Genomic DNA, 21159 nt, shown 5'->3' with positions numbered 1-21159 from the left:
GCCGGGGGTCAGCGGCGACGGCTGGCTCGCTCACACCGTCACCAGGTCCTTGAGCTGCTCGTAACGGGCATCGCCGATCCCGTCGACCTGGCGTAGGTCGCCGACGGACTTGAACCCGCCGTGCTGATCCCGGTGGGTGAGGATCCGTTGGGCGAGCACCGGCCCCACCCCGGGCAGCGCGTCGAGCTGCGCCAGTGTCGCGGTGTTGAGGTTCACCGGCCCGGCGGCGGGAGCCGCACCGCCCCCCGCAGGCCCGGCCGCACCGCCCGGCACCGGCGGTGGCGTCACCCCGACCACGATCAGCTCACCGTCGGTGACCTTTCGGGCGGGGTTGAGCAACGCCACGTCGACCCCCGGGAGCGCGCCGCCGGCCGCCTGCACCGCGTCAGCGAGCCGGGACCCGGCTGGCAGGCGTACCAGACCGGGTTTTCGGACCTTGCCCGCGACCGCCACCACCAGCTCGCCGGAGCCTGGCACGCTCGGGTCACCCGAGGGTGCGGCCGACGCAGCCTCGGCGACCAGCGGGGCGACCGGCTCCGACTGCGGCCGCGAGCGCCAGGCCCAACCGGCCGCCCCCAACACCACCACCACGGCGACGACCGCCAACGCCCGCACACCCCGACGCCCGGGGTCGAACGCGCCCGGGCCGGGTAGCCGCGACTCCGGACGGGCCGCCGGACCGTCCGCAGCCGGCGCCACGACCGGCAGGGAAGGCGGGGAGGACAACACGTCCGCCGGCAGCGCACCGATCAGGGACGACGGGGGTACGCCCGCGTGCGGCGTCTCCGGCCGGGGCGGCGGTGCGACGGCCGGCTCCGTCAGCCGGCGCAGGCGCTGGCGTACCTCTGTCTCCTCGTCGTGCGACACAGCGCGACGCTATGGCGGCGGCCCCGACGGCGGACGGTGACCGGCTCATCCTGTGGACAACCACCGCCACTGTGGACAACGCCCTGATCATGCATCGATCTGTTATGCGCAAGAGCGAACGCGGAGCGTGGCCTGGGAAAGCCGGTCTGGTCAACGGCGCACACATCGAGCGGACTACCCTCGCCGTATGCCCGACTCCCGCCGTCTGCGCATCGGCACGCGCAACTCTCCGATGGCACTCGCGCAGGTTGAGCGGGTCCGCGCGATGCTCGCCGACCGACACCCCGATCTCGTCGTGGACGTGACGTCGATGTCGACAAGCGGGGACCGCTGGCACGGTGACCTGGCCGCCCTGGGCGGCAAGGGGGCGTTCACCAAGGAGGTGGACGCTGCCCTGGTCGCCGGCAAGGTGGACCTGGCGGTGCACTGCGTCAAGGACGTCCCCGGAGACCGGCCGGCGCCGGCCGGCACGGTGATGGCCGCCTACCTGGCCCGTGACGACGTCCGCGACTGTCTCGTGCACCCGGGCGGGCTGCGGATGGACCAACTGCCCTCCGGTACCCGGATCGGCACCTCCGCCGTCCGGCGGGTGGCGCAACTGGCGCTGCACTGGCCGAACCTGGTGCCGGTGGCGATCCGTGGCAACGCGAACAGCAGGCTCGCCAAACTCGACGCCGGGGACAGGTACGACGCACTGCTGCTCGCGGTCTCCGGGCTGGAGCGGATCGGGCAGGCCGCCCGCATCACCCACCCGATCGACGTCGACACGATGGTCCCGGCCGTCGGCTCCGGCACCCTGGTCCTTCAGTGCCGCGAAGACGACACCAGCACCCGCGACCTGGCGATCAGCCTCGGCGACCCCCGGGCCTGGCGGGAGACCGTGGCGGAACGGACCATGCTGCACATCCTTCAGGGCAACTGTCACTCCCCCATCGCCGCGCTTGCCCGCACCGAATCCGACGGACGCCTCGGCCTACGGGCGAGGGTGATCAGCGTCGACGGTAAGACGGTGCTCGACGTACACGAGTGGGCGACGGACCCGATCACCCTCGGTACCTCGGTCGCCGCCGCCCTGCTCCGGCAGGGGGCCCGTGACCTCCTCGACCTGCCCGCGCACACCTGAAGCAGCGAGGCTGACGGCCGGTGGGGCGACAGCACCCAACCGGCCGACGGGCCTGCTACAGGTACGGGCGGGTGATGATCTCGATGGCGTGGCCCGCCGGGTCGAAGAAGTAGAAGCCCCGCCCACCGTGCTCGGTGTTGGTCTCCCCCTCCCGCTTCAGCTGCGGGTCGGCCCAGTACGTGATGCCACGCCCCTCGACGAACGCCAGGCACCGTACGAACAACTCGTCGTCGACGAGGAACGCGTAGTGCTGCATCTGGATGTCCACCGGCGGCTCGGCGAACTGGAGCAGCACACCCTCGTCCAGCTGGACGTTGGCGAACGGCCCCCACGACGGTGCCTCCGGCAGCTCGAACAGCTCCCGGTAGAACGTCGCCGAGGCACTCTTGTCCTTGCTGGCGATGATGGTGTGGTTGAACGTGACTGTCATGCGTACCGTCTTCTTCCCGGTCGATCCGAAGACCCGACCGGAGGCCCAGCAGCGTTCACCCAACCCCGCAGATGACGAAGCCCCGAGGGCACCGACGCCCCGGATCCCGCACGAGAGACGCGTACGTCGCGTCGATCTCGGCGTGGTGGCTGAAGTAGCCAGAACCTCCGGGGGGTAGGCCCATCTGGGGCGCGCACGGAGGCTAACACAGCGGCGCGGGCAGGGATCGTTCACCGTTTCTGGAGCATGACCGAGGCGACTTCTGCCAGAAGCGCCAACGCCCAGTCGAGTTGCCGGCAGTCGCTGTGTCCTCGGCACTCCAGGCATCCGCCCGCCCGCCACGGCAGGTCGATCGCCCGGGTCCAGTGAGCATCCAGCACCCGCCTGGCCATGAACAGTTCGGTCGCCGCGGACACCGGTTCGTCGATTGGCATGTTCGGCGCCTCCGCGCGATCCGAAGTGGCCCGCCCCGGGGGCCGAAGCCTTGCGATGAACTCCCTCAGGGCGGGCAGACCGGACACCTCAGGAGTGCTGAAGTCCAGGAGCACCCGGTCACTGTCTCACTGTATCCACTGTCTCGGTGTAGTCAAGTTCTCACTATCTCCACTTTGCTGCGTTGTCGCCTTGCCTCGATCACGCCCGGGCTGGAAACATGATCTCCGCTGAAGTCCGGGAGAGCCGCTCATGCCGACGAGACCACCGCACTACCGCCGGGTGGCGGATGACATCGAGCAGAAGATCCGCTCGGGCGAATACTCACCTGGCCAACAACTGCCATCGGTGTCCGAGATCGGCGAGCTGTACAACGTGGCACGCTCAACGGCCTATCGAGCCGTCAAGGAACTGCACGAGCGGAACCTGATCTACGGTCAGCAGGGTCAGGGCGTCTTCGTCGCCGACAGCTAGGCTCCGACCGGGACGCGGGCTACCGACGGTCAGCGGGCCTCTGGGTCGAGGCCGAGCACGGCCCGTCCGCCGTCCACCGGCAACGTCACTCCGTTGATGAAGCTCGCCGCGGGTGACAGCAGGTACGCGACCGCCTCGGCCACCTCGTCGGCCCGCCCGATGCGGCCCACCGGGTGCAGCCGGGTCAGCTCGGCGTCGATCCACTGGGCCTGGGTGGGCTCCTGGGTGGCAAGGAATGCGGCGTGCCGCTCGGTGGCGATCGAGCCGAGCGCTACGGCGTTGGCCCGGATGCCGTGCCGCCCGTACTCGACTGCCAGCGCCCGGGTCAGCCCTTCCACAGCGGCCTTCGCCGTCGCGTACGGCAGGGCACCGGACACCGGTCGACGGGCCTGGTGCGACGAGACGTTGACTATCGCGCCGCCGGCCTCGCGGGCCAGGAAGCGGCGGACGGCGACCGCGGCGCCCACCACGGCTGGCCGCAGGTTCAACCCGATCAGGTCCAGTACCGTGTCGGCCGACGCGGAGTGCAGCGTGGCGTCGCGGAACACCGCTGCGTTGTTCACCCAGCCGGTCAGCGGCGCGGCGTGGTCCGCCAGTTCGGCGGCGTGCTCGGCCACCCGCTCGTCGGCGGCGTCGCCGACCACCGCGACGAGCCGATCGGCGGCCGGATGGTCGGCCAACCAGTCGACCGCGTCGGCGTCGCGTTCCAGTACGACGATGGTGGCGCCCGTCGCCAGCAGCCGTTCCACCACGGCCCGGCCGACACCGCGACCGCCTCCGGTCACCACCTGTGAGGTGGACACCGCTCAACCCTCCGGCCGGCGGTGGACGACCACACAGGCCAGGCCCGGTCCGGCGTGCGCGGCGACGACGGCACCGGCCTCGGAGACGTACGTGTCGTGCAGCCGGTCGCCGAACCGCTCGGTCAGTGCGGCACGCAACGCCTCGGCCCGTTGCGGCGCGGCCAGGTGGTGCACCCCGAGATCCACGTCGTCGCCGTCGGCCGCCTCGACGGCCAGGTCGACGAGACGGGCCACTCCCCGGCTGGCGGTGCGAACCTTCTCGCGCAACACGATCGCCCCGTCCGGCATGTGCATGATCGGCTTGACGGACAGCGCGGTGCCGACCAATGCCTCGGCGGCGTTGATCCGGCCGCCCCGGCGGAGGAACTCCAGCGTGTCGACGTAGAACCAGACCGTGGTGCGGGCGATGGCGGCGAGCGCCGCGTCGCGTACGGCGGCAAGGTCGTGGCCGGCCTCGGCGGCGGTGGCGGCGGCGATGGCCGGAAAGCCCAGCCCCATGCCCGCCGAGCGGCTGTCCACCACCTCGACCCGGCCGTCCAGGTCGGCGGCGGCGAGCCGGGCGGCCTCCACCGTGCCGGACAGCGCGGCGGAGATGTGCACGGAGACGATCCCGTCGGCGCCGGCGTCGAGCAGTCGGCGGTACGTGCGGGCGAACTGCTCGGGTGCCGGGCGGGAGGTGGTCGCGGTGACCCGGCGGGCGCTCAACGCCCGTGTGGCGTCGGCCGGCTGGGTCTCCACCCCCTCCAGCCCTTCCGCGCCGTTGAGCACGACGGTCAACGGCACGACGGTCAGCTGGTGCGCCTGCACCAGCTCGGACGGAAGGTAGGCGGTGGAGTCGATGACAACCGCGACGGGCATGCCCGGCACGCTAGCCGATCGAGGCCGCGAACGCCGAGGCGCGAGTGCTCAGACCGCGTCGACGGCGACCGGGGCGGTGATCAGGCCGACGTTGTGCGCCCGCAACTGCCAGCCACTGACGTCCTGCGGACGCCCGATGGACGGCGCACGGTCGTCGTGCCGTAGCTCACTCCAGTGGCAGTTGGCCAACGAACCGACGGAGCGCAGCACACCGGTGTCCCAGCCGAGCAGATGACCCATGCCCTGTCGGGAGCCGCCACCGTGGGTGGCGATCACCACCGTGCCGCCGGCTGCGGCCTCGGCCGCCTCCCGCAGCGCGGCACCGACCCGCTCGCCGAGGTCGTGCAGGGGCTCCAGATCCGCGCCCGGGTCCGGGTCGCCGGCCCGCCAGCGCGCGTACTCGTCGGGAAATCGCTCGGCGACCTCGGTGAGGTGCAGACCCTGCCACTGGCCGAAGTGCCGCTCGCGCAGCCGGGCGTCGGTGCGGACCGGCAGGCCCGTCAGCGCGGCGAGCGCGGCGGCGGTCTCCGCGGCGCGGCTCAGGTCGCTGGCCACGATGGCGTCGGGCCGCAGCGCCGCGAGCAGCGGCGCGGCGGCGCGAGCCTGGTCGCGACCACGCTCGTTGAGGGGTACGTCGAGCTGCCCCTGGACGCGGTTGGCGGCGTTCCAGTCGGTGTTGCCGTGCCGCCAGACGATCAGTCGGGTCATTCGGCGGCGGTGGACCCGCTGGCGTCGGCCTCGACCAGGTCGCGATCGACGAACGGGATGGTGGGGCAGTCCTTCCAGAGGCGGTCGAGCCCGTAGAACTCGCGCTCCTCGGTGTGCTGGACGTGCACCACGACGTCGACGTAGTCGAGCAGCACCCAGCGGCCACCACGCTCGCCCTCGCGCCGCACCGGCTTCGCCTTCTCCGGAAGCTCCAGCAGGCTCTCCTCGATGGCGTCGACGATGGCCAGCACCTGACGCTCGTTGGGGGCAGCAGCGAGCACGAACGCGTCGGTGATGGCGAGCTGGTCGCCGACGTCGATGATCGTGATGTCCTGCGCCTTCTTGTCGGCGGCGGCCTGGGCGGCAGCGATAGCCAGCTCGTGAGCGCGTTCGGAAACTGTCACCGTTCTCCTTCGATCAAGCGTGCGATGCTCCAAGCGTCTCATACCCGGCGGCACCCCGATCGTCCAGTTCTGGTCGGTTAGCGCCACGAACCTGGTCATAACGGGCGTCCTCAGCGCTGATAGAGGCTCCGCTTGGCGATGTACTGCACCACACCGTCCGGCACCAGGTACCAGACCGGCTCGCCTCGGGCGACCCGGGCGCGGCAGTCGGTCGACGAGATGGACATCGCGGGCACCTGGATCAGGCTGACGGTGTCCGCCGGGAGGTGCTTGTCGCTCAGCGGGAAACCGGGCCGGGTCACGCCGACGAAGTGGGCCAACTCGAAGATCTCATCCAGGTCCTTCCAGGACAGGATGCGTTGCAGGGCGTCCGCGCCGGTGATGAAGAACAACTGCACCTTCGGGCCGTACTCGGCCTGAAGGTCACGCAGCGTGTCGACGGTGTAGGTCGGCCCACTACGGTCGATGTCGACCCGGCTGACCTGGAAGCGGGGGTTGGAGGCGGTGGCGATCACCGTCATCAGGTAGCGGTCCTCGGCCGGGCTGACCGGCTCGTCGGCCTTCTGCCACGGCTGCCCGGTGGGCACGAAGACCACCTCGTCCAGGCCGAACCGGTCCGCCACCTCGCTGGCCGCGACGAGGTGCCCGTGGTGGATCGGGTCGAAGGTGCCACCCATGATCCCGATCCGCCGGATATCTTCCTCCACCCGATGATCGTAGGCCGAGCGTCGTGGCCGACCGTCCCGGCCCGTCCCCGCCGTACGTCACCTCACTCCAGCCCACGGTCCAGCGCGCCGTGACCAGCCCGACGCCGCACGGTGATCGACTCGGCTCAGCTTGCAGGGGGTCGCAGTTTTTCGCCCGTCAGCGTATATTCGTAAACGAGTAACCGTTGACGAGCGAGGGGGTCACAGTGCCGAAGCGGCGCAAGGTCGGCAACCTGCTGGCGCTGGCCGTGCTGTCCGCCCTGGTCCAGCGGCCGATGCACCCGTACGAGATCGCCACCGCACTGCGGGCCTGGGGCAAGGACCAGGACATGGACTTCAAGTGGGGGTCCTTCTACACGGTGATCGGCAACCTGGACAAACACCACCTCATCGAGGCGGTGGAGAACGTGCGCGAGGGCCGACGCCCGGAACGAACCGTCTACCGGATCACCGACGCCGGTCGGACGGAGCTGGTCGACTGGGCCCGCGAGCTGGTCTCCACCCCGATGGCGGAGCATCCCCGCTTCCGGGCCGGGTTGTCAGTGCTCGCCGCGCTGCACCCGGACGAGGCCACCGGCCTGCTGCGGCAACGACTCGACCTGCTGGAGGCCGCGCTTCGCCAGGACCGCGAGACGCTCGACACGCACCTGCGGGAGATCCCTCGGCTGTTCCTGGTGGAGTCGGAGTACGACCTCGCCATCCGGAACGCGGAGGCCGACTGGCTGCGGGCACTGCTCGCGGAGCTGACCTCGGGGACCTACCCCGGGTTGGACACCTGGCGGGCCTTCCACGAGACGGGCGAGATGCCGGCCGAACTGAGCGAGTTGGCCGAGAGAACGGCCGCCCCGAAGTCCAACCCCGACACCCCCACCCCGGAGGCAGGCACCGACACCACCGGCTGAAGAGCGGCCCCGGCGAGGTGCGCCAACACCTCACCGGGGCCCTGACCCCGAACCGACGCCTGGGAAGGCACCCGGCCCGAAGCGGCAACCACGAGGATAACCGGGCTCCCTCCCAGGTCCGCGCACCCGCGCACCGACCACACCAGGTCGGCGCGCCCGCGCACCGACGACCACACCAGGGAGAGAGCATGACCACTGTACGAACCGCGATCGTCATCGGCGGTGGCATCGCCGGGCCGGTGACAGCGCTCGCGCTGCGCCGCGCCGGCATCACCGCAACCGTCTACGAGGCGTACCCGACCACGGCCAGCGGCATCGGCGGAACCCTCGCCCTCGCGCCCAACGGCGTGGCGGCTCTGCGTACGGTCGGCGCGCACGAGGCGGTGACGGCGATCGCCACACCGATCGAACGCAGCGCTCTGGCCGTCGGCCGGCGTCGCATCGCCATGCCCACGCTGACCGGGGTGCCGCCGCTGCGCGTGGTGCACCGGGCCGAGCTGTACCAGGTGCTGCACGACCAGGCATTCGCCGAGGGCGTGCCGTTCGCGTACGGCAAGCGGCTGGTCGACGCCGAGCAGACCGACGAGGGCGTGATCGCACGTTTCGAGGACGGCAGCACCGCGACCGCGGACATCCTCGTCGGCGCGGACGGGATCCGCTCCACGGTCCGGGGTCTCATCGACCCGGCCGCGCCGGGCCCCCGGTTCACCGGGCTGCTCGGCTTCGAGGCGGTCGCCAGGCACGACGTGGACGCCGAGCCGGGCACGATGACGTTCGCGTTCGGCCGGCGCGGCTACTACCTGTACTGGCCGGAGCCGGGCGGCGGCACCCGGTGGGGGGCCAACCTGCCGCAGCAGCGGCCGATGAGCCTCGTCGAGGCCCGGGCGCTGCCGGCGGAGCAGTGGCTGGACACGCTGCGCGCCGCCTACGGCGACGACGACCCGGGCCGGGAGTTGATGGCGACCAGCAACGCCGACGACCTCCAGGTGGTCGGGTCGTTGCAGATCATGCCGCCCGTGCCGCACTGGTATCGGGGCCGGATGGTGCTGGTCGGCGACGCCGCGCACGCGCCGTCGAACAGTTCGGGGCAGGGCGCGTCGCTGGCCATCGAGAGCGCCGTGCAACTCGCTCGTTGCCTGCGGGACCTGCCGGACGTCCAGGCGGCGTTCGCCGCGTACGTGCGGCTGCGGCGTGCCCGGGTGGAGAAGGTCGCGGCCCGCGCGGCCCGGATCAACCACGCGAAGGCCCCCGGTGCGGTAGCGCGGACGCTGATGCCGTTGCTGATGCCGTTGATGGTGCGCACGGTGCTGGACCCGGAGAAGACCGTCGCCGACGAGCAGCGTTACGTCATCGACTGGGACTCGCCGGTCACGGCGGAGCCCGCCCTGCGCTGAGCGGTGACTGCGGGGTGGCCGGCCAGCCACCCCGCAGCGGCCACCGCGGGCCGGCCACCCACGGCGTCAGGAGGCGCGGGCAGCGGTCAGGCCGAGGCGGCGGCCACCGCCGTCCGGGCGACCAGCGCGCGACGCAGGTCGTCGTCGGCGTCGGTCACCACCCGGCGCAGACCGGGGGTCAGGTCGTCGCGGGCCAGCAGCGCCGCGGCCGCCTCCCGGGTGGGCTGCGCCACGGCGTAGCGGGGAAACGCCAGGGCTGCCACCCGGTCGGCCGTCCAGGGGGTACGCAGGTGCGCGGCGGCCGGCATCTCCGCGAAGTACCGATCGACGTACGCGGCGGTCAGGTCGGCCTGCTCGGGCTGCCAGAACCCCTCGGCGATCGCCTCCAGCAGCCGACCGGACAGCGCGGTGTCCCGCACGATGATCTCCCAGGTCGCCTGCTTCACCACCGGGTCGGGCAGCGCCGCCCGGCAGTGGGCGGCCCGTTCCGCGCCCGTGGAGCTGTTGTCGGCGGCGGCCTCGATGGCGATCTCGGCCTCGCCGGCGGCGCCCAGCACCACCAGGCGGCGCAGCACCGCCCAGCGCAGCTCCGCGTCGACCTTCAGACCGGCTGGCACATCCCGGCCGGCGAGCCAACCGACGAGCAGATCCGCGTCGGTGGTCGCGGCGATCCAACCCCGTGCGGCGGCGAGCTGCAACGACTGCCCGGCCGGTGCGCCGTCGAGCAGCCGCTGGCACGTCCCCGCGACCCTGGCCAGCGCCGCGGAGCGGGTCAGCGGGTCGAGGTAGCGGTCGACCAGGGACCGGCTCAGCGTCAGGACGTCCTCCGCGATGATCACCTCGGTCTCGGCGGGCAGCGCGGCGGCCATCAGGTCGACCAGGCCGGTGACCGGCCGCTCGCCGTCGATCGTCGCGTCCAGTGCCTCGCGCCAGAGCACCGCCCGGGCCAGCGGGTCGGTCAGAGCGGGCAGCACCTGCGGGACGACGGCCGCCGACGCCGGGTCGAGGCGCACTTTCGCGAAGGTGAGGTCACCGTCGTTGAGCAGGAACAACCGGGCCGCCGGCTCGCCGGTCAACGCACTGAGAACGGTACGGCCCCCGTCGGCGTTCGGGTCGATGTCCACCTCGTCGCGCCGCGCGCTGCCGTCCATCGAGTAGCGGCCCACGCCGATCCGGTGTGGGCGCAGCACCGGGTACGACTCGGGCGCGGTCTGCACCACTGCCACCTCGCTGTAGCGACCGTCCGCGTCCACGGCGACCTCGGCGCGCAGCGTGTTGACCTGCGGGCGGCGCAACCACAGCTCGGCCCAGTCTGACAGGTCCCTCCCGCTGCTGGCGGAGAGGCTGGCCAGCAGGTCGGCGAGGGTGGCGTTGCCGAAGCGGTGTGCGGCGAAGTGCGCGTTCAGGCCGGCGAGGAAAGCCTCGTCGCCGAGCCACGCGACCAGTTGCCGCAGCACGCTGGCGCCCTTGGCGTACGAGATGCCGTCGAAGTTGAGCAGGCCAGCGTCGGCATCGACGACCTCCGGCGGGGCGATCGGGTGAGTGGAGGGCCGCTGGTCGGCGGCGTAGCCCCAGGCCTTGCGCCGCATCGCGAAGGTCGTCCAGGCCTGGTCGAAGCGGGTCGCCTCGGCGGTGACCCGAGTGCCGAGGTATTCGGCGAAGGACTCGTTCAGCCACAGGTCGTCCCACCAGCGCATGGTGACCAGGTCACCGAACCACATGTGCGCCATCTCGTGGGCGATGGTGGTGGCCCGCTGCTCGCGCTCGGTGTCGGTGACCGCCGAACGGAACACGTAGTCGTCGCGGAAGGTGACGATGCCGGGATTCTCCATCGCCCCGGCGTTGAACTCGGGCACGAACGCCTGGTCGTACTTGCCGAACGGGTAGCGCTCGGTGAAGAGCTTGTGGAACCGGTCCAGGCACTGCCGGGTGACGTCGAAGATCTCGTCGGCGTCGGCGTCCAGGTGCTCGGCGAGCGACCGACGGCAGTAGATGCCCAGCGGCACGCCGTCGTGCTCGGCCCGCCGGACGTGGTACGGCCCGGCGATCAGCGAGAAGAAGTACGTGGCCAGGGGCTCGCTCGGGGCGAACTCCCAACGCCCGGGGGCCGGGTTGGCGGCCAGCTCGGCGTTGCCCGCGACGATCCACTGCGACGGCGCGGTGACCGAGAGGGTGATCGGCGCCTTGAGGTCGGGCTGGTCGAAGGCGGCGAAGATGCGCTGCGCGTTGTCGAGGAACGACATGGCATAGAGGTACGTCTCGCCGTCGGCCGGGTCGACGAAGCGGTGCATCCCCTCCCCCGTCTTCGAGTACGCCATGTCGGCCTCGACGACGAGCGTGTTCTCCTCGGCCAGCCCGTCGAGCGGCAACCGGTTGTCGGTGTGCAGGCCGGGGTCCAGGTCACGGTCGTTGAGGCGTACACCGTGCAGTTTGACGGGCCTGACCTCGACGAAGGTCGCGGCGCCGGCGGTGGCCCGGAACCGGATCTCGACGCGGGAGCGGAACAGGTCGCCGCCAGCGGTCAGGTCGAGGTCCACCTGATAGGACTCGACAGTAATCGCCGCGCCACGCGCGGTCGCCTCTACACGGGTCAGGCTCGGCATCCGCTTATCCTGCCCGATGGGGATCGGCACCCGGTCACCACACGACCCTCGGCACTGGAGGAAAGAACAATGGCGCAGCACCCCAAGGGCGACTTCGACCTCTCTCGGGCGGTCTGGCAGCGGGCCGAGGGGGACACCTCCGACAGCGCCGTTGAGGTCGCCTTCGTCGACGATCTGATCGGGATGCGCAACTCGGCCGAGCCGAACGGGCCGGTGCTGGTCTTCACCCAGGCCGAGTGGGACGCCTTCGTGGCCGGCGCGCAGGACGGCGAGTTCGACCTGGACTGACCGCGCCCGCCGACCAGTCGGTGGTGGATCGCCGTGCCGGTGCCCATGGTCGGGACACCGGCACGGCCACGCTGGCTGGTTGGCCGGCGCACTGCCGGGTCGGCCACCCGGGGCTGGTGGTCAACCATCGCCGGGGCCGTCGCCGTCGCCCCAACCGAGGCCACCCGGGCCCGGGGCGTGGTGGAAACCGGGATGGTCGGCGACGTCGACGCAGCGCTCTCCGTCCGGGCCGACCGCCCCGCAGAACAGCCGCTCGGCCCGCTGCCAGGCGTCCGCCGGCGACAGGGCCGCCGCGCCGAGTGCCACCTCGGAGCGCAGCAGGCTCAGCGCCTCCGCGTACGCCACCGCCAGCTCGCGCGCCTCGGCCGGGCCGGGCGCGGTGAAGCCCAGGTGCACCGTGAAGAACCGGTGCGGACGGGTGGGCCGCCGAGGCGGCCCGATCAGGGACCGCCCGTCGCGGCCTCCGCCCAGTGCCCCGGCCACTCGCCGCTGCCGCCAGTGCGGCGCTCTGTTGTCGCGCATCCGCCCTCCCCGTGCTCGTTTCACCAGCAAACCAGGTTCCGCCGTCCCTGGGAGGGGCCAGCCGAGCGGGGTTCAGCGGCGACGACGGGGGTAAGCGCAGCGGCAAACGCGACCAGCCCCACCTGCGCGTGAGGAGACCCGATGGCGACCATGCCGGCCGACCGCAGCCCGGACAGCACCCTCGCGCTGCTCCGCGCCGGCTACCGGTTCATCGGCGAGCGCTGCGAGCGGTACGGCAGCGACGTCTTCACGACCCGGATCCTGCTCGCCCCGACCATCTGCCTGCGGGGCCGGCCGGCGGCGGAGTTGTTCTACGACAACGACCGCTTCCAGCGCGCCACAGCTATGCCGCTGCGCGTGCAGCGGACCCTGACCGGGAGGGGCGGGGTGCAGGGGCTGGACGGGCCGGAGCACGTCGACCGCAAGGCCATGTTCATGTCGATCATGACGCCGGCGGCGATCCAGCGGCTCGGTCAGCTCTTCGACGACGAGTGGCGGACCCGGATCGCCGCCTGGGAACGTGCCGGTCCGGTGTCGCTCTACGACGAGCTGGGTCGGCTGCTGACCCGGGTGGTCTGCGCCTGGGCCGGGGTACCGCTGCCCGCGTCACGGGTCGAACGCCGGGCCGTCGAGCTGCACGCCATGATCGAGGCCCCGGCGGTGATGGGACCCCGACACTGGCGGGGACGGATCGCCCGGTACCGCGCCGAACGCTGGCTCGCCGACCTCGTCGAACGGACCCGGGTCGGTTTCGCCCCGGCGCCGGCCGGCAGCGCCCTGGCCGTGATCGCCGAACACCGGGACGGGCGCGGCAACCTCCTGCCCCGGCGGATCGCTGCGGTGGAGCTGCTCAACGTGCTGCGCCCGGTGGTCGCCGTCGACCAGTACATGACCTTTGCCGCGCTCGCCCTGCACGACCATCCGGCCTGGCGGGAACGGGTCCGCGACGACGACGAGTCCACCGAGCGTTTCGTCCAGGAGGTACGCCGTTACTACCCGTTCTTTCCGATGGCGGCGGCCCGGGTCCGGCGGTCCTTCGACTGGCAGGGCCACCACTTCCCGAAGGGTCGACGGGTGCTGCTCGACCTCTACGGCACCAACCACCACCCGACGCTCTGGCCACAACCGGAGCTGTTCCGCCCGGAGCGGTTCGCCGGCCGCCGGGTGAACCCGTTCGAGCTGATCCCGCAGGGCGGTGGCGACCACTGGGCCGGGCACCGCTGCGCCGGCGAGTGGATCACCATCGACCTGATGAAACGGGCGGTCACCAACCTGACCACCACCATGCGCTACGACGTGCCGGTCCAGAACCTGGCCCTGGATCTGCACCGGATGCCCGCGCTGCCGCCCATCGGACTGACCCTCACCAACGTCCGCCATTTCTCCCGCACGGACGATGATCGTGCGTGGTCGAGGTGACGACGTGACACGGCGGACCGAAGCCCCACCGACCCGCCTACCGATGACGTACGTACTGCCGCTGCGCTGGCACACCGACACCGGCCTGACCGAGCTGACCGACTACCTGCGCTGGCTGTGTGACCGGGTGGAGGTGCTCGTTGTCGACGGCTCGCCTCCGCCGGTCTTCGCCCGGCACGCCGAAGCGTGGCGAGGGCTGGTCCGGCACCTTCCACCGGATCCGGGTGAGCGTGGGCTCAACGGCAAGGTGCTGGGTGTACACACCGGCGTCCGCGCGGCCGGCCACCAGCACGTGGTGATCGCCGACGACGACGTCCGGTACGACGAGTCCGCGCTGACCGCGGTACACCGGCTGCTGGACCGGGCCGACCTGGTACGCCCGCAGAACTACTTCGACCCGCTGCCCTGGCACGCCTGGTGGGACACCGGCCGCACCCTGCTCAACCGGGCGCTCGGGGCGGACTACCCGGGCACCCTCGCTGTGCGGCGCAGCACCTTCCTCGCCATGGGCGGGTACGACCCGGACGTGCTCTTCGAGAACCTGGAGCTGATCCGCACGGTGCGCGGGTACGGCGGCACCGAGGCGACGCCGGCCTGGCTGTACGTCCGCCGACTACCTCCGGACGCGGCGCATTTCCGTGGTCAACGAGTGCGTCAGGCGTACGACGATCTGGCTCAGCCGGCTCGCCTGCTGACCGCGCTCGCGGTGCTGCCGGCGGTGGCGGTCACGTCGCGCCGCCCCGGGCTGTTGCTCGGCGCGGTGGCCGGTGTCGTCGCCCTGGCCGAGACGGGTCGCCGCCGCGCCGGCGGCACCCGTGTGTTCCCGCCGGGCACGGCGCTGGCGGCCCCACTCTGGCTGCTGGAACGTGGTGTGTGCGGCTGGCTGGCGGTCACCCGACGCCTCCTGCTGGGCGGCGTCCGCTACGGCGACACCCGAATCCGTCGAGCCGCCAACCCCGCCCCGCGCAACCCACGACTCCCCGCGATCTTGCACTTCCGGTTGGGACATTACCGCCGGTAAACGCACAGAACCCCAGCCGAAACCGCAAGATCGGCGCTGACCTCAACGCGACAGCTCGCGGGCACCGGAGGGTGACCGCGAGCTGTCGTGCTGGTTGGGGGTGTTTCAGGGAGTGGCGTGGTCCTTGACCTGGTGGGCGGCGGACCTCGTGTCGTCCTTGACCGCGTGCACGGCGTCCTGAGCGGTGGACTTCACCGACTCGGCGGCCTGCTGGGCCGGCTCGCGCAGCTCACTGGCCACCTCGCTCAGCTTCTCCTTCACCGCCCCGCTGTGCTCGCTGACCTTCGCCTTCATCTGGGCGGCGGCCTCCTGCTCGCGGCGGGAAGCCGGGATCAGCGACGAGGCCAGCCAGCCGACCCCGAACGCGATCAGGCCGGCGGCGAGAGGGTTGCCCTGGGACTTCTGCCGGATCACCCGCGGGGCGCTGTGCGCGGCGTCGCTGACAGTGGTCGCCGCCGAGTGCGCGGCGTCGCTGACGCTGGAGGCCGCCGACGAGGCGCGGTCACCCACCGAGTGGGCGGCCTGGCCGGTGCCGTGGCCGAGGTCAGACGCGGTTCCCATGACCTTGTCCCTCACATTCTGCAGAGCGGAACGGGCCCGCTGCTTACGGTCGTCGACGATGCGGCTCGGGCTGACCTTGTACGCCAGCGCGTCCACGTCGGAGCTGAGACTGTTACGGGTGGCTTCGATCTCCCGGCGGATCTGATCGGGATCGGTGCTCATCGGGTGACTCCCTCCGGGTGCGGCTTGAGCGCGTCAGGGATCCGCTGCACGCTGTCGTTCGTCTGCTTGAGCCCGCGTACGTGCTGGGCGTTCTTCTTGGCCATCGAGTAGAGGACCGCGGCGACCACTGCCCAGATCACTGCCACGATCAGCGCGGCCAGGCCGGAGTCCATGACGTTGTCCAGGAACTGCCAGATGGCGATGGACACGAACAGGGCCACCATGTAGCCACCGAAGCCGGCACCGCCGAAGAGGCCTGCGGCCTTGCCGGCCTTCTTGCCCTCTTGCCGGATCTCGGCCTTGGCCAGCTCGACCTCCTGACGCATCAGCGTCGACAGGTCGGTGGTGACCTGACGCATCAGGTCACCCAGCGAGCTGCTCTTCACTTCCGACGCGGTGTGCGGGGCACCCGCGTCGGGGTGGTAACCGGAGTCCAGTCCGGACCCCTGTGTCGGCATGCTCATGCCGTCGCCTCCCTTCGGATGACTCGGCGGCTCACGGGCGAGGGCTGCCGCTGGACGGCACGCCCGGCAGCGGGTCGGTCTGGGTCACCGGCGGCAGCGGCTGACCGGTGCCGGAGTGCTCCGGGTGATCGCCCCGAGTGGGATCGGCGTAGTCACCGGGCGCCGAGTCGGCGTAGGTACCGGGCGTCTGGTCGGCGTAGCCACCGGACGTCGGCGGGGTGTGCGTACCGGGGGTCGGGTCGAGGTAGCCGCCCGACGGGACGGCGTCCGGCACCGCGCGGGGCGCGGGCGGCGGCGTCGGGATCACAGCGGTCTGCTCCGGGTCGTACGCCCCGGCGCCCCGGAAGTTCGAGGAACCGTTGCCGGAGTCGTCGCCGGCAGCCGAGATGCCACGGGTCAGCCGGCCGGCCAGCACACCGAGCACCGCCGCGCCGACCAGGAAGGTGCCCGGGTTACGCCGCGCGTAGTCGCGTACCTCGGTGATCAGGTCGCCGGGCTCACGCTCCTCGAGCCAGCCGGCGACGCCGTGCACCCGGTCGGCGGCCTGGCGGGCGAGCTCGCTCACCGGGCCGGCCTGGCCACCCTGCTCGGCCATCGAGCGCATCTCGTCGGCCAGCGAACGCAACCCGCCGGCAGCCCGGCGCTGCTGCTCACCGGTCTGGCTTGCCAGCTGACTGCGGGCCTCGCCGTACAGGTTGCGGGCCTGCCGGGCCGCCTCACGGCCGACCTCGGTGCCCTGCTCCTTGGCGGTCTGGGCGACCGCGCCACCAGCCTGCGCGGCCTCCGACCCGACCTGGCGCGCCTGGTCGCGGACGCCACCGCCGTTGGTCGACTGCTGCCCGTACGTGGAAGACGTAGGTGAAAGATCGTAAGTCATGATTTCCCTTCCGCTCAGAAAGTCGTAGCGGTTGTGCTGGGGGGATGCGGCCCGTTGCTGCGGCCGCTGACCATTGACCTACCCTCCGTTTCGGCTTCCATACCTCTTCGTGCATTTATCTGCGCGGCCCCCTGGTTGGTCTTCAAAATGGAGGATCGTCGGGCTGCGTCACGTCGCCGCTGCGGACAGTGAGGTTCGCGAGATCGGCAGATCCACGGAGGGGGCAGCGATGGCACGAGACGCACGAGGCGGCCGAACGGCCGGACCCCGACCCCGGGTCCAGCTGGCCGCGCTGGTGGTGGCCGGGGTCTTCCTCCTGATCGGCGTCCTCGGCTTCATCCCCGGCATCACCACCGACTACGGCGAGCTGCGGTTCGCCGGGCACCACTCGGACGCCCACCTGCTCGGGCTGTTCCAGGTGTCGATCCTGCACAACGTGGTGCATCTGCTCTTCGGGCTGGTCGGCCTGGTGCTGGCCCGCAGCGTCGCCGGTGCCCGCGTCTTCCTGGCCGCCGGTGGCGCGGTCTACCTCGCTCTCTGGCTGTACGGCCTGGCGATCGAGGCGGTCAACCCGGAGGGCGGCGCGAACATCCTGCCGGTCAATGACGCCGACAACTGGCTGCACCTGGCGCTCGGCTTCGGAATGCTCGCGCTCGGGCTGCTGCTGTCGAACCAGGCCGGCACCGGCGGACGCCTGGACAGCCCCGCCGACCGGCACTGACCTGGGTTTCGGTGCAGCGGGGTTCGGCCGGGCCGAAGCCGGTGACCGTCGAGCACGCCAGCAGCGGCGACGCGGCCGTCAGGCCGCGACCGGCAACCGCTTGGCGAAACAGACGCTGTACGGGTTGCCCACGTACTCGCCGTACACCGGGATCTGCTGGTAGCCACACGCGGAGTAGAGAGCGATCGCGGCCGGCAGGTAGGTGCCCGTCTCCAGGCAGACCACCGACTGCCCCTGCCGGAACGCGCACTCCTCCAGCGCGGCCAGCAACTGACGACCGATCCCCCGCCCCCGGTACGCGGGCCGGACGTACATCCGCTTGACCTCGCCGGTCTCGGCATCGAGTGCCTGGAGCCCGCCGCAGGCGACCGCCCGACCGTTCAGCACCACCGCCAGGTAGCTGACGTCGTCATGGGGGACGAAGACCTGCCCGTCCAACCCGCCATCGGCCTCGCGCAGCTCACGCTGCTGCGCGATGACCATGGCGGCGATCTCCGGATCGGTGGCAGGCCGGGACTCGATCAGCATCACCCCACGCTAGGACGCGTGGATTTCGCGGAGGTTTCCGGAAATCAACCCCACCACGGAGCGCAACGAACTACTCGGCGTCGTCCTCGTCGTCGATGTCATCGTCGATGTCGTCGTCGGAGAGGTCCGCGCCCACCTCGTCCTCCGGCCGCACGCGCCGAGCCTTCCGGGCGGCGAGCCGATCCGCGGCGGAGGCCCGGTTCGACTTCTCCTCCAGGCGGACGTCGGTGCCCCGGTTACCGGGCACGAACTCCACGCCGGCGAAGAGCGTCGGCTGCCAGTCGAACTCGCGCGCGCCGATCCGGACCAGATCACCGGGCTGCGCGCCGGCCTTGGCCAGCTTGTCCTCCACCCCGAGCCGGGCCAGCCGGTCAGCCAGGTAGCCGACCGCCTCGTCGTTGTCGAAGTTGGTCTGCTTGACCCAACGCTCCGGACGCACACCGCGCACAGTGAAGGAGCCGTCTGCCTCGGCCGTGATGGTGAAACCGTCGTCGTCCACGGCGATCGGGCGGATGACGATCCGGGTCGGCTCGGCCGGCGGAGCGGCCTTACGCTCCGCGTCGACCAGCTCGGCCATCGCGTACGTCAACTCCTTGAGCCCTTCCCGGGTGGCCGCGGAGACCTCGAACACCTGGTAACCGCGCTCCTCCAGGTCGGGGCGCACGATCTCGGCGAGGTCGCGACCGTCCGGCACGTCGACCTTGTTCACGGCGACCAGACGTGGGCGGTCAGCCAGGCCGCCGTACTGGCTCAGCTCCGCCTCGATGGCGTCGATGTCGGCCACCGGGTCGCGGCCGGGCTCCAGGGTCGCCGAGTCGATGACGTGCACCAGCACCGCGCAGCGCTCGATGTGCCGCAGGAACTCCAGGCCCAAACCCTTACCGGTGGCCGCGCCGGGGATCAGGCCCGGCACGTCCGCGACGGTGAAGGTGTGGTTGTCCATCCGGACCACGCCGAGGTTGGGCACCAGGGTGGTGAACGGGTAGTCGGCGATCTTCGGCTTCGCGGCGGAGATCACCGAGATCAGCGACGACTTGCCGGCGGACGGGAAGCCCACCAGGCCCACATCGGCGACGCTCTTCAGCTCCAGCACGATGTCCAGTTGGTCGCCGGGCTCCCCCAGCTCGGCGAAGCCGGGCGCCTTGCGCTTGGCGTTGGCCAGCGAGGCGTTGCCCCGCCCGCCGCGCCCACCACGGGCGACCTCGAAGGTGGTGCCGGCGCCGACCATGTCGGCCAGCACCGTACCGTCGGAGGTCTGCACCACTGTGCCGTTGGGCACCTTGAGCACCAGGTTGCGGCCGTTGGCCCCGTCCCGGTTCGAGCCAGCGCCGCCCTTGCCGTTGTCGGCCTTGACGTGCGGGTGGAAGTGGAAGTCGAGCAGCGTGGTCACCTGCGGGTCGACCACCAGGGACACGCTGCCCCCGTGCCCACCGTTGCCGCCGTCCGGTCCACCGAAGGGCTTGAACTTCTCGCGGTGGATCGAGACACAACCGTGCCCGCCATCGCCGGCCTGCAGATGCAGAACGACCCGGTCAACGAACGTTGCCACGGCGTCAATCCTTCCAGCGAGGTCCAACCTCGCACTTCGCGAAAAAGGCTAAGCGGGCCGGGACCCGGAGGTCCGCGGCCCGCTTAAGCCCGAGAACTACTGCTGCGGAACGATGCTGACGGTCTTGCGACCGCGCTTGGTGCCGAACAGGACCGCACCGGCGGACAGCGCGAACAGCGTGTCGTCGCCGCCACGGCCGACCAGGTCACCGGGGTGGAACTTGGTGCCACGCTGCCGGATGATGATCTCACCGGCGCTGACGACCTGACCACCGAAGCGCTTCACGCCGAGTCGCTGGGCCGCGGAGTCACGACCGTTACGCGAGCTGGACGCACCCTTTTTGTGAGCCATTGGAGGACGACCTACTTCCCGCTGGAGATGCCGGTCACCTTGACCTGGGTCAACGGCTGACGGTGACCCTGGCGCTTGTGGTAGCCAGTCTTGTTCTTGAACTTGTGGATCCGGATCTTCGGGCCCTTGGTGTGCGCGGCGATTTCGCCGGACACCGCGACCTCGGCAAGCTTCGCCGCGTCGGTCACCAGGTCGTCACCGTCGACGAGGAGCACCGCGGTGAGCTTCACCGCGTCACCGGGGGCACCGGTGAGCTTCTCGACCTCGATCACGTCGCCCTCGGCGACCTTGTACTGCTTGCCGCCGGTCTTGACGATCGCGTACATCGGAGGCGGACTCCCTGTCGTTGAGGCTGCTGGCGGTCGTTCCCGCAGCGGCTCGCCGGGTAGCAGTGCACGGCGGCGCGGGCACACGGGAACTCGGCACACCAAAGGTGGGCCGCAGGCAAGAGTACGCCATCGCTGGCCCGGACCCCAAACCGGCCCGCCCTGGTCAGCGCTCACAGAGCTGGTCGAGGCGCTGCTGGAGCCGGTCGAGTTCGGTCTCGTCGATCGACTCGACGTCGGCCCCGAGCGCGGAAACCTCGGCGCCGAGGTCGGTGAGCAGCGTCTTGAGCTGCGGATCGTCGGTCCGCTCCGACTGCTCCCGCAGGACGGTCCGCCAGCCCGCCAGCGCCCCCTCGGCCCGGCCCCGGGCGGCCTCGGCGGTGCGGCTGTCCCCGGCGCCCACCGCCGCGAGCATCCGACCCAGCTCACCCACGTACGTCCGAACGGCAGTGGTGCTGGCCTCCTGTGCGGCGGCGCACACCTGGGTGGCGTCGCCGCCCGCCACACCACCGCTGGCCGGCATGCCGGTCGGGCCCCCAGGGGTGCCAGCGACCGCCGAGCCGGCGTCCTCGGCGGTCCCACCGGTGGAGCAGCCGGCCGCGACGGAGAGCATGGTGAGCAGCGCGGTGACCGCGAGCAGACGGCGCATCTTCTTCTCCTGACCG

General features: G+C 71.4%; 26 protein-coding genes. 8 read left to right on the top strand and 18 right to left on the bottom strand.

Annotated features, from left to right (window positions below; translation table 11 throughout):
* Positions 1 to 30: 30 nt before the first annotated feature.
* Complete coding sequence (locus ACLQ3F_RS28025) at positions 31 to 867, bottom strand: helix-hairpin-helix domain-containing protein (RefSeq protein WP_425852445.1); 837 nt, start codon at positions 865 to 867, stop codon at positions 31 to 33.
* A 187-nt stretch (positions 868 to 1054) separates the two neighbouring features.
* Between ACLQ3F_RS28025 and hemC the strand changes: the two genes are divergently transcribed.
* The gene (gene hemC / locus ACLQ3F_RS28020) at positions 1055 to 1990 is read left to right on the top strand and encodes a hydroxymethylbilane synthase (RefSeq protein WP_425852443.1); all 936 of its coding nucleotides are present in this window, start codon (positions 1055 to 1057) and stop codon (positions 1988 to 1990) included.
* Positions 1991 to 2045: 55 nt separating this feature from the next.
* Here hemC and ACLQ3F_RS28015 read toward each other — a convergent pair whose 3' ends face one another.
* A complete protein-coding gene (locus tag ACLQ3F_RS28015) occupies positions 2046 to 2420 on the bottom strand; it encodes a VOC family protein (RefSeq protein WP_425852442.1) in 375 nt (124 codons plus the stop codon).
* 230 nt (positions 2421 to 2650) lie between these two features.
* Entirely contained in the window at positions 2651 to 2968 is a 318-nt protein-coding gene (locus ACLQ3F_RS28010) for a hypothetical protein (RefSeq protein ID WP_425852441.1), read from the bottom strand.
* A 136-nt stretch (positions 2969 to 3104) separates the two neighbouring features.
* On the opposite strand from ACLQ3F_RS28010, the gene ACLQ3F_RS28005 reads away from it, so the two are divergent.
* Positions 3105 to 3326 (top strand): GntR family transcriptional regulator, encoded by a 222-nt coding sequence (locus tag ACLQ3F_RS28005; protein ID WP_091409860.1) that lies wholly within the window; start codon positions 3105 to 3107, stop codon positions 3324 to 3326.
* 29 nt (positions 3327 to 3355) lie between these two features.
* Here the strand turns inward: ACLQ3F_RS28005 and ACLQ3F_RS28000 are convergent, their stop codons facing one another.
* The 5 genes from ACLQ3F_RS28000 to nadD form a co-directional block, all read right to left on the bottom strand.
* Positions 3356 to 4129 (bottom strand): SDR family NAD(P)-dependent oxidoreductase, encoded by a 774-nt coding sequence (locus tag ACLQ3F_RS28000; protein ID WP_425852439.1) that lies wholly within the window; start codon positions 4127 to 4129, stop codon positions 3356 to 3358.
* 3 nt (positions 4130 to 4132) lie between these two features.
* Positions 4133 to 4987, bottom strand: coding sequence for a DegV family protein (locus ACLQ3F_RS27995; RefSeq protein ID WP_425852437.1), 855 nt, complete (start codon positions 4985 to 4987; stop codon positions 4133 to 4135).
* Between the two features lie 48 nt (positions 4988 to 5035).
* On the bottom strand, positions 5036 to 5695 hold the full coding sequence (locus ACLQ3F_RS27990) for a histidine phosphatase family protein (RefSeq protein WP_425852435.1): 660 nt from the start codon (positions 5693 to 5695) through the stop codon (positions 5036 to 5038).
* Positions 5692 to 6099, bottom strand: a complete 408-nt coding sequence (rsfS, locus tag ACLQ3F_RS27985) for a ribosome silencing factor (protein ID WP_425852433.1) — start codon at positions 6097 to 6099, stop codon at positions 5692 to 5694. Before rsfS ends, ACLQ3F_RS27990 begins: the two co-directional genes overlap by 4 nt.
* Positions 6100 to 6209: 110 nt before the next feature.
* A complete protein-coding gene (gene nadD, locus ACLQ3F_RS27980; protein WP_355009302.1) occupies positions 6210 to 6806 on the bottom strand; it encodes a nicotinate-nucleotide adenylyltransferase in 597 nt (198 codons plus the stop codon).
* Positions 6807 to 6991: 185 nt separating this feature from the next.
* On the opposite strand from nadD, the gene ACLQ3F_RS27975 reads away from it, so the two are divergent.
* Together ACLQ3F_RS27975 and ACLQ3F_RS27970 are read left to right on the top strand one after the other, a co-directional pair.
* Complete coding sequence (locus ACLQ3F_RS27975; protein ID WP_425852431.1) at positions 6992 to 7708, top strand: PadR family transcriptional regulator; 717 nt, start codon at positions 6992 to 6994, stop codon at positions 7706 to 7708.
* Positions 7709 to 7896: 188 nt separating this feature from the next.
* Positions 7897 to 9102 (top strand): FAD-dependent monooxygenase, encoded by a 1206-nt coding sequence (locus ACLQ3F_RS27970; RefSeq protein WP_425852429.1) that lies wholly within the window; start codon positions 7897 to 7899, stop codon positions 9100 to 9102.
* 86 nt (positions 9103 to 9188) lie between these two features.
* Here the strand turns inward: ACLQ3F_RS27970 and pepN are convergent, their stop codons facing one another.
* Complete coding sequence (pepN, locus tag ACLQ3F_RS27965) at positions 9189 to 11705, bottom strand: aminopeptidase N (RefSeq protein WP_425852427.1); 2517 nt, start codon at positions 11703 to 11705, stop codon at positions 9189 to 9191.
* Between the two features lie 69 nt (positions 11706 to 11774).
* Between pepN and ACLQ3F_RS27960 the strand changes: the two genes are divergently transcribed.
* Complete coding sequence (locus tag ACLQ3F_RS27960; protein ID WP_124817462.1) at positions 11775 to 11993, top strand: DUF397 domain-containing protein; 219 nt, start codon at positions 11775 to 11777, stop codon at positions 11991 to 11993.
* A gap of 120 nt (positions 11994 to 12113) precedes the next feature.
* On the opposite strand, the gene ACLQ3F_RS27955 is transcribed toward ACLQ3F_RS27960, so the two are convergent.
* Positions 12114 to 12515 carry a hypothetical protein gene (locus ACLQ3F_RS27955; RefSeq protein WP_357263814.1) on the bottom strand — a complete coding sequence of 134 codons (402 nt, stop codon included), beginning with the start codon at positions 12513 to 12515 and terminating at the stop codon, positions 12114 to 12116.
* 141 nt (positions 12516 to 12656) lie between these two features.
* On the opposite strand from ACLQ3F_RS27955, the gene ACLQ3F_RS27950 reads away from it, so the two are divergent.
* Together ACLQ3F_RS27950 and ACLQ3F_RS27945 are read left to right on the top strand one after the other, a co-directional pair.
* Positions 12657 to 13934 (top strand): cytochrome P450, encoded by a 1278-nt coding sequence (locus ACLQ3F_RS27950; RefSeq protein ID WP_425852425.1) that lies wholly within the window; start codon positions 12657 to 12659, stop codon positions 13932 to 13934.
* A 4-nt stretch (positions 13935 to 13938) separates the two neighbouring features.
* On the top strand, positions 13939 to 14955 hold the full coding sequence (locus tag ACLQ3F_RS27945; protein ID WP_425852423.1) for a glycosyltransferase: 1017 nt from the start codon (positions 13939 to 13941) through the stop codon (positions 14953 to 14955).
* 105 nt (positions 14956 to 15060) lie between these two features.
* Here the strand turns inward: ACLQ3F_RS27945 and ACLQ3F_RS27940 are convergent, their stop codons facing one another.
* Genes ACLQ3F_RS27940 through ACLQ3F_RS27930 form a run of 3 tightly spaced genes read right to left on the bottom strand, consistent with a single transcriptional unit; the run spans position 15061 to position 17019 of the window.
* Complete coding sequence (locus ACLQ3F_RS27940) at positions 15061 to 15678, bottom strand: DUF3618 domain-containing protein (protein WP_425852421.1); 618 nt, start codon at positions 15676 to 15678, stop codon at positions 15061 to 15063.
* A complete protein-coding gene (locus ACLQ3F_RS27935; protein ID WP_357280365.1) occupies positions 15675 to 16142 on the bottom strand; it encodes a phage holin family protein in 468 nt (155 codons plus the stop codon). The genes ACLQ3F_RS27940 and ACLQ3F_RS27935 overlap by 4 nt, the downstream gene beginning before the upstream one ends.
* A gap of 31 nt (positions 16143 to 16173) precedes the next feature.
* Entirely contained in the window at positions 16174 to 17019 is an 846-nt protein-coding gene (locus ACLQ3F_RS27930) for a hypothetical protein (protein WP_425852419.1), read from the bottom strand.
* Positions 17020 to 17248: 229 nt separating this feature from the next.
* On the opposite strand from ACLQ3F_RS27930, the gene ACLQ3F_RS27925 reads away from it, so the two are divergent.
* The gene (locus ACLQ3F_RS27925; RefSeq protein ID WP_357195381.1) at positions 17249 to 17740 is read left to right on the top strand and encodes a DUF4383 domain-containing protein; all 492 of its coding nucleotides are present in this window, start codon (positions 17249 to 17251) and stop codon (positions 17738 to 17740) included.
* A 78-nt stretch (positions 17741 to 17818) separates the two neighbouring features.
* Here ACLQ3F_RS27925 and ACLQ3F_RS27920 read toward each other — a convergent pair whose 3' ends face one another.
* From ACLQ3F_RS27920 to ACLQ3F_RS27900, 5 genes are all read right to left on the bottom strand, one after another.
* Positions 17819 to 18268: a GNAT family N-acetyltransferase gene (locus tag ACLQ3F_RS27920; RefSeq protein WP_355009314.1), complete on the bottom strand. Its 450-nt coding sequence runs from the start codon at positions 18266 to 18268 to the stop codon at positions 17819 to 17821.
* A gap of 70 nt (positions 18269 to 18338) precedes the next feature.
* Positions 18339 to 19817, bottom strand: coding sequence for a GTPase ObgE (gene obgE, locus ACLQ3F_RS27915; RefSeq protein ID WP_357195377.1), 1479 nt, complete (start codon positions 19815 to 19817; stop codon positions 18339 to 18341).
* Positions 19818 to 19913: 96 nt separating this feature from the next.
* Positions 19914 to 20168: a 50S ribosomal protein L27 gene (rpmA, locus tag ACLQ3F_RS27910; RefSeq protein WP_007464062.1), complete on the bottom strand. Its 255-nt coding sequence runs from the start codon at positions 20166 to 20168 to the stop codon at positions 19914 to 19916.
* A gap of 11 nt (positions 20169 to 20179) precedes the next feature.
* Positions 20180 to 20494 carry a 50S ribosomal protein L21 gene (rplU, locus tag ACLQ3F_RS27905; protein ID WP_007464063.1) on the bottom strand — a complete coding sequence of 105 codons (315 nt, stop codon included), beginning with the start codon at positions 20492 to 20494 and terminating at the stop codon, positions 20180 to 20182.
* 166 nt (positions 20495 to 20660) lie between these two features.
* Positions 20661 to 21143: a hypothetical protein gene (locus tag ACLQ3F_RS27900; protein WP_425852418.1), complete on the bottom strand. Its 483-nt coding sequence runs from the start codon at positions 21141 to 21143 to the stop codon at positions 20661 to 20663.
* Positions 21144 to 21159: the final 16 nt, after the last annotated feature.

Origin of the sequence: Micromonospora sp. DT15 (assembly GCF_049841475.1) — a bacterium.
Lineage (GTDB): Bacteria > Actinomycetota > Actinomycetes > Mycobacteriales > Micromonosporaceae > Micromonospora.
This window is presented reverse-complemented; position numbering and strand designations above follow the sequence as displayed.

Bases quoted from the DNA above. Each gene is read 5' to 3' on its own strand.
- hemC (WP_425852443.1), top strand. From the start codon at position 1,055: ATGCCCGACTCCCGCCGTCTGCGCATCGGCACGCGCAACTCTCCGATG.
- ACLQ3F_RS28015 (WP_425852442.1), bottom strand. From the start codon at position 2,420: ATGACAGTCACGTTCAACCACACCATCATCGCCAGCAAGGACAAGAGT.
- ACLQ3F_RS28005 (WP_091409860.1), top strand. From the start codon at position 3,105: ATGCCGACGAGACCACCGCACTACCGCCGGGTGGCGGATGACATCGAG.
- ACLQ3F_RS27995 (WP_425852437.1), bottom strand. From the start codon at position 4,987: ATGCCCGTCGCGGTTGTCATCGACTCCACCGCCTACCTTCCGTCCGAG.
- ACLQ3F_RS27990 (WP_425852435.1), bottom strand. From the start codon at position 5,695: ATGACCCGACTGATCGTCTGGCGGCACGGCAACACCGACTGGAACGCC.
- ACLQ3F_RS27970 (WP_425852429.1), top strand. From the start codon at position 7,897: ATGACCACTGTACGAACCGCGATCGTCATCGGCGGTGGCATCGCCGGG.
- pepN (WP_425852427.1), bottom strand. From the start codon at position 11,705: ATGCCGAGCCTGACCCGTGTAGAGGCGACCGCGCGTGGCGCGGCGATT.
- ACLQ3F_RS27960 (WP_124817462.1), top strand. From the start codon at position 11,775: ATGGCGCAGCACCCCAAGGGCGACTTCGACCTCTCTCGGGCGGTCTGG.
- ACLQ3F_RS27955 (WP_357263814.1), bottom strand. From the start codon at position 12,515: ATGCGCGACAACAGAGCGCCGCACTGGCGGCAGCGGCGAGTGGCCGGG.
- ACLQ3F_RS27950 (WP_425852425.1), top strand. From the start codon at position 12,657: ATGGCGACCATGCCGGCCGACCGCAGCCCGGACAGCACCCTCGCGCTG.
- ACLQ3F_RS27940 (WP_425852421.1), bottom strand. From the start codon at position 15,678: ATGAGCACCGATCCCGATCAGATCCGCCGGGAGATCGAAGCCACCCGT.
- ACLQ3F_RS27935 (WP_357280365.1), bottom strand. From the start codon at position 16,142: ATGAGCATGCCGACACAGGGGTCCGGACTGGACTCCGGTTACCACCCC.
- ACLQ3F_RS27930 (WP_425852419.1), bottom strand. From the start codon at position 17,019: ATGACTTACGATCTTTCACCTACGTCTTCCACGTACGGGCAGCAGTCG.
- ACLQ3F_RS27925 (WP_357195381.1), top strand. From the start codon at position 17,249: ATGGCACGAGACGCACGAGGCGGCCGAACGGCCGGACCCCGACCCCGG.
- ACLQ3F_RS27920 (WP_355009314.1), bottom strand. From the start codon at position 18,268: ATGCTGATCGAGTCCCGGCCTGCCACCGATCCGGAGATCGCCGCCATG.
- rpmA (WP_007464062.1), bottom strand. From the start codon at position 20,168: ATGGCTCACAAAAAGGGTGCGTCCAGCTCGCGTAACGGTCGTGACTCC.
- rplU (WP_007464063.1), bottom strand. From the start codon at position 20,494: ATGTACGCGATCGTCAAGACCGGCGGCAAGCAGTACAAGGTCGCCGAG.
- ACLQ3F_RS27900 (WP_425852418.1), bottom strand. From the start codon at position 21,143: ATGCGCCGTCTGCTCGCGGTCACCGCGCTGCTCACCATGCTCTCCGTC.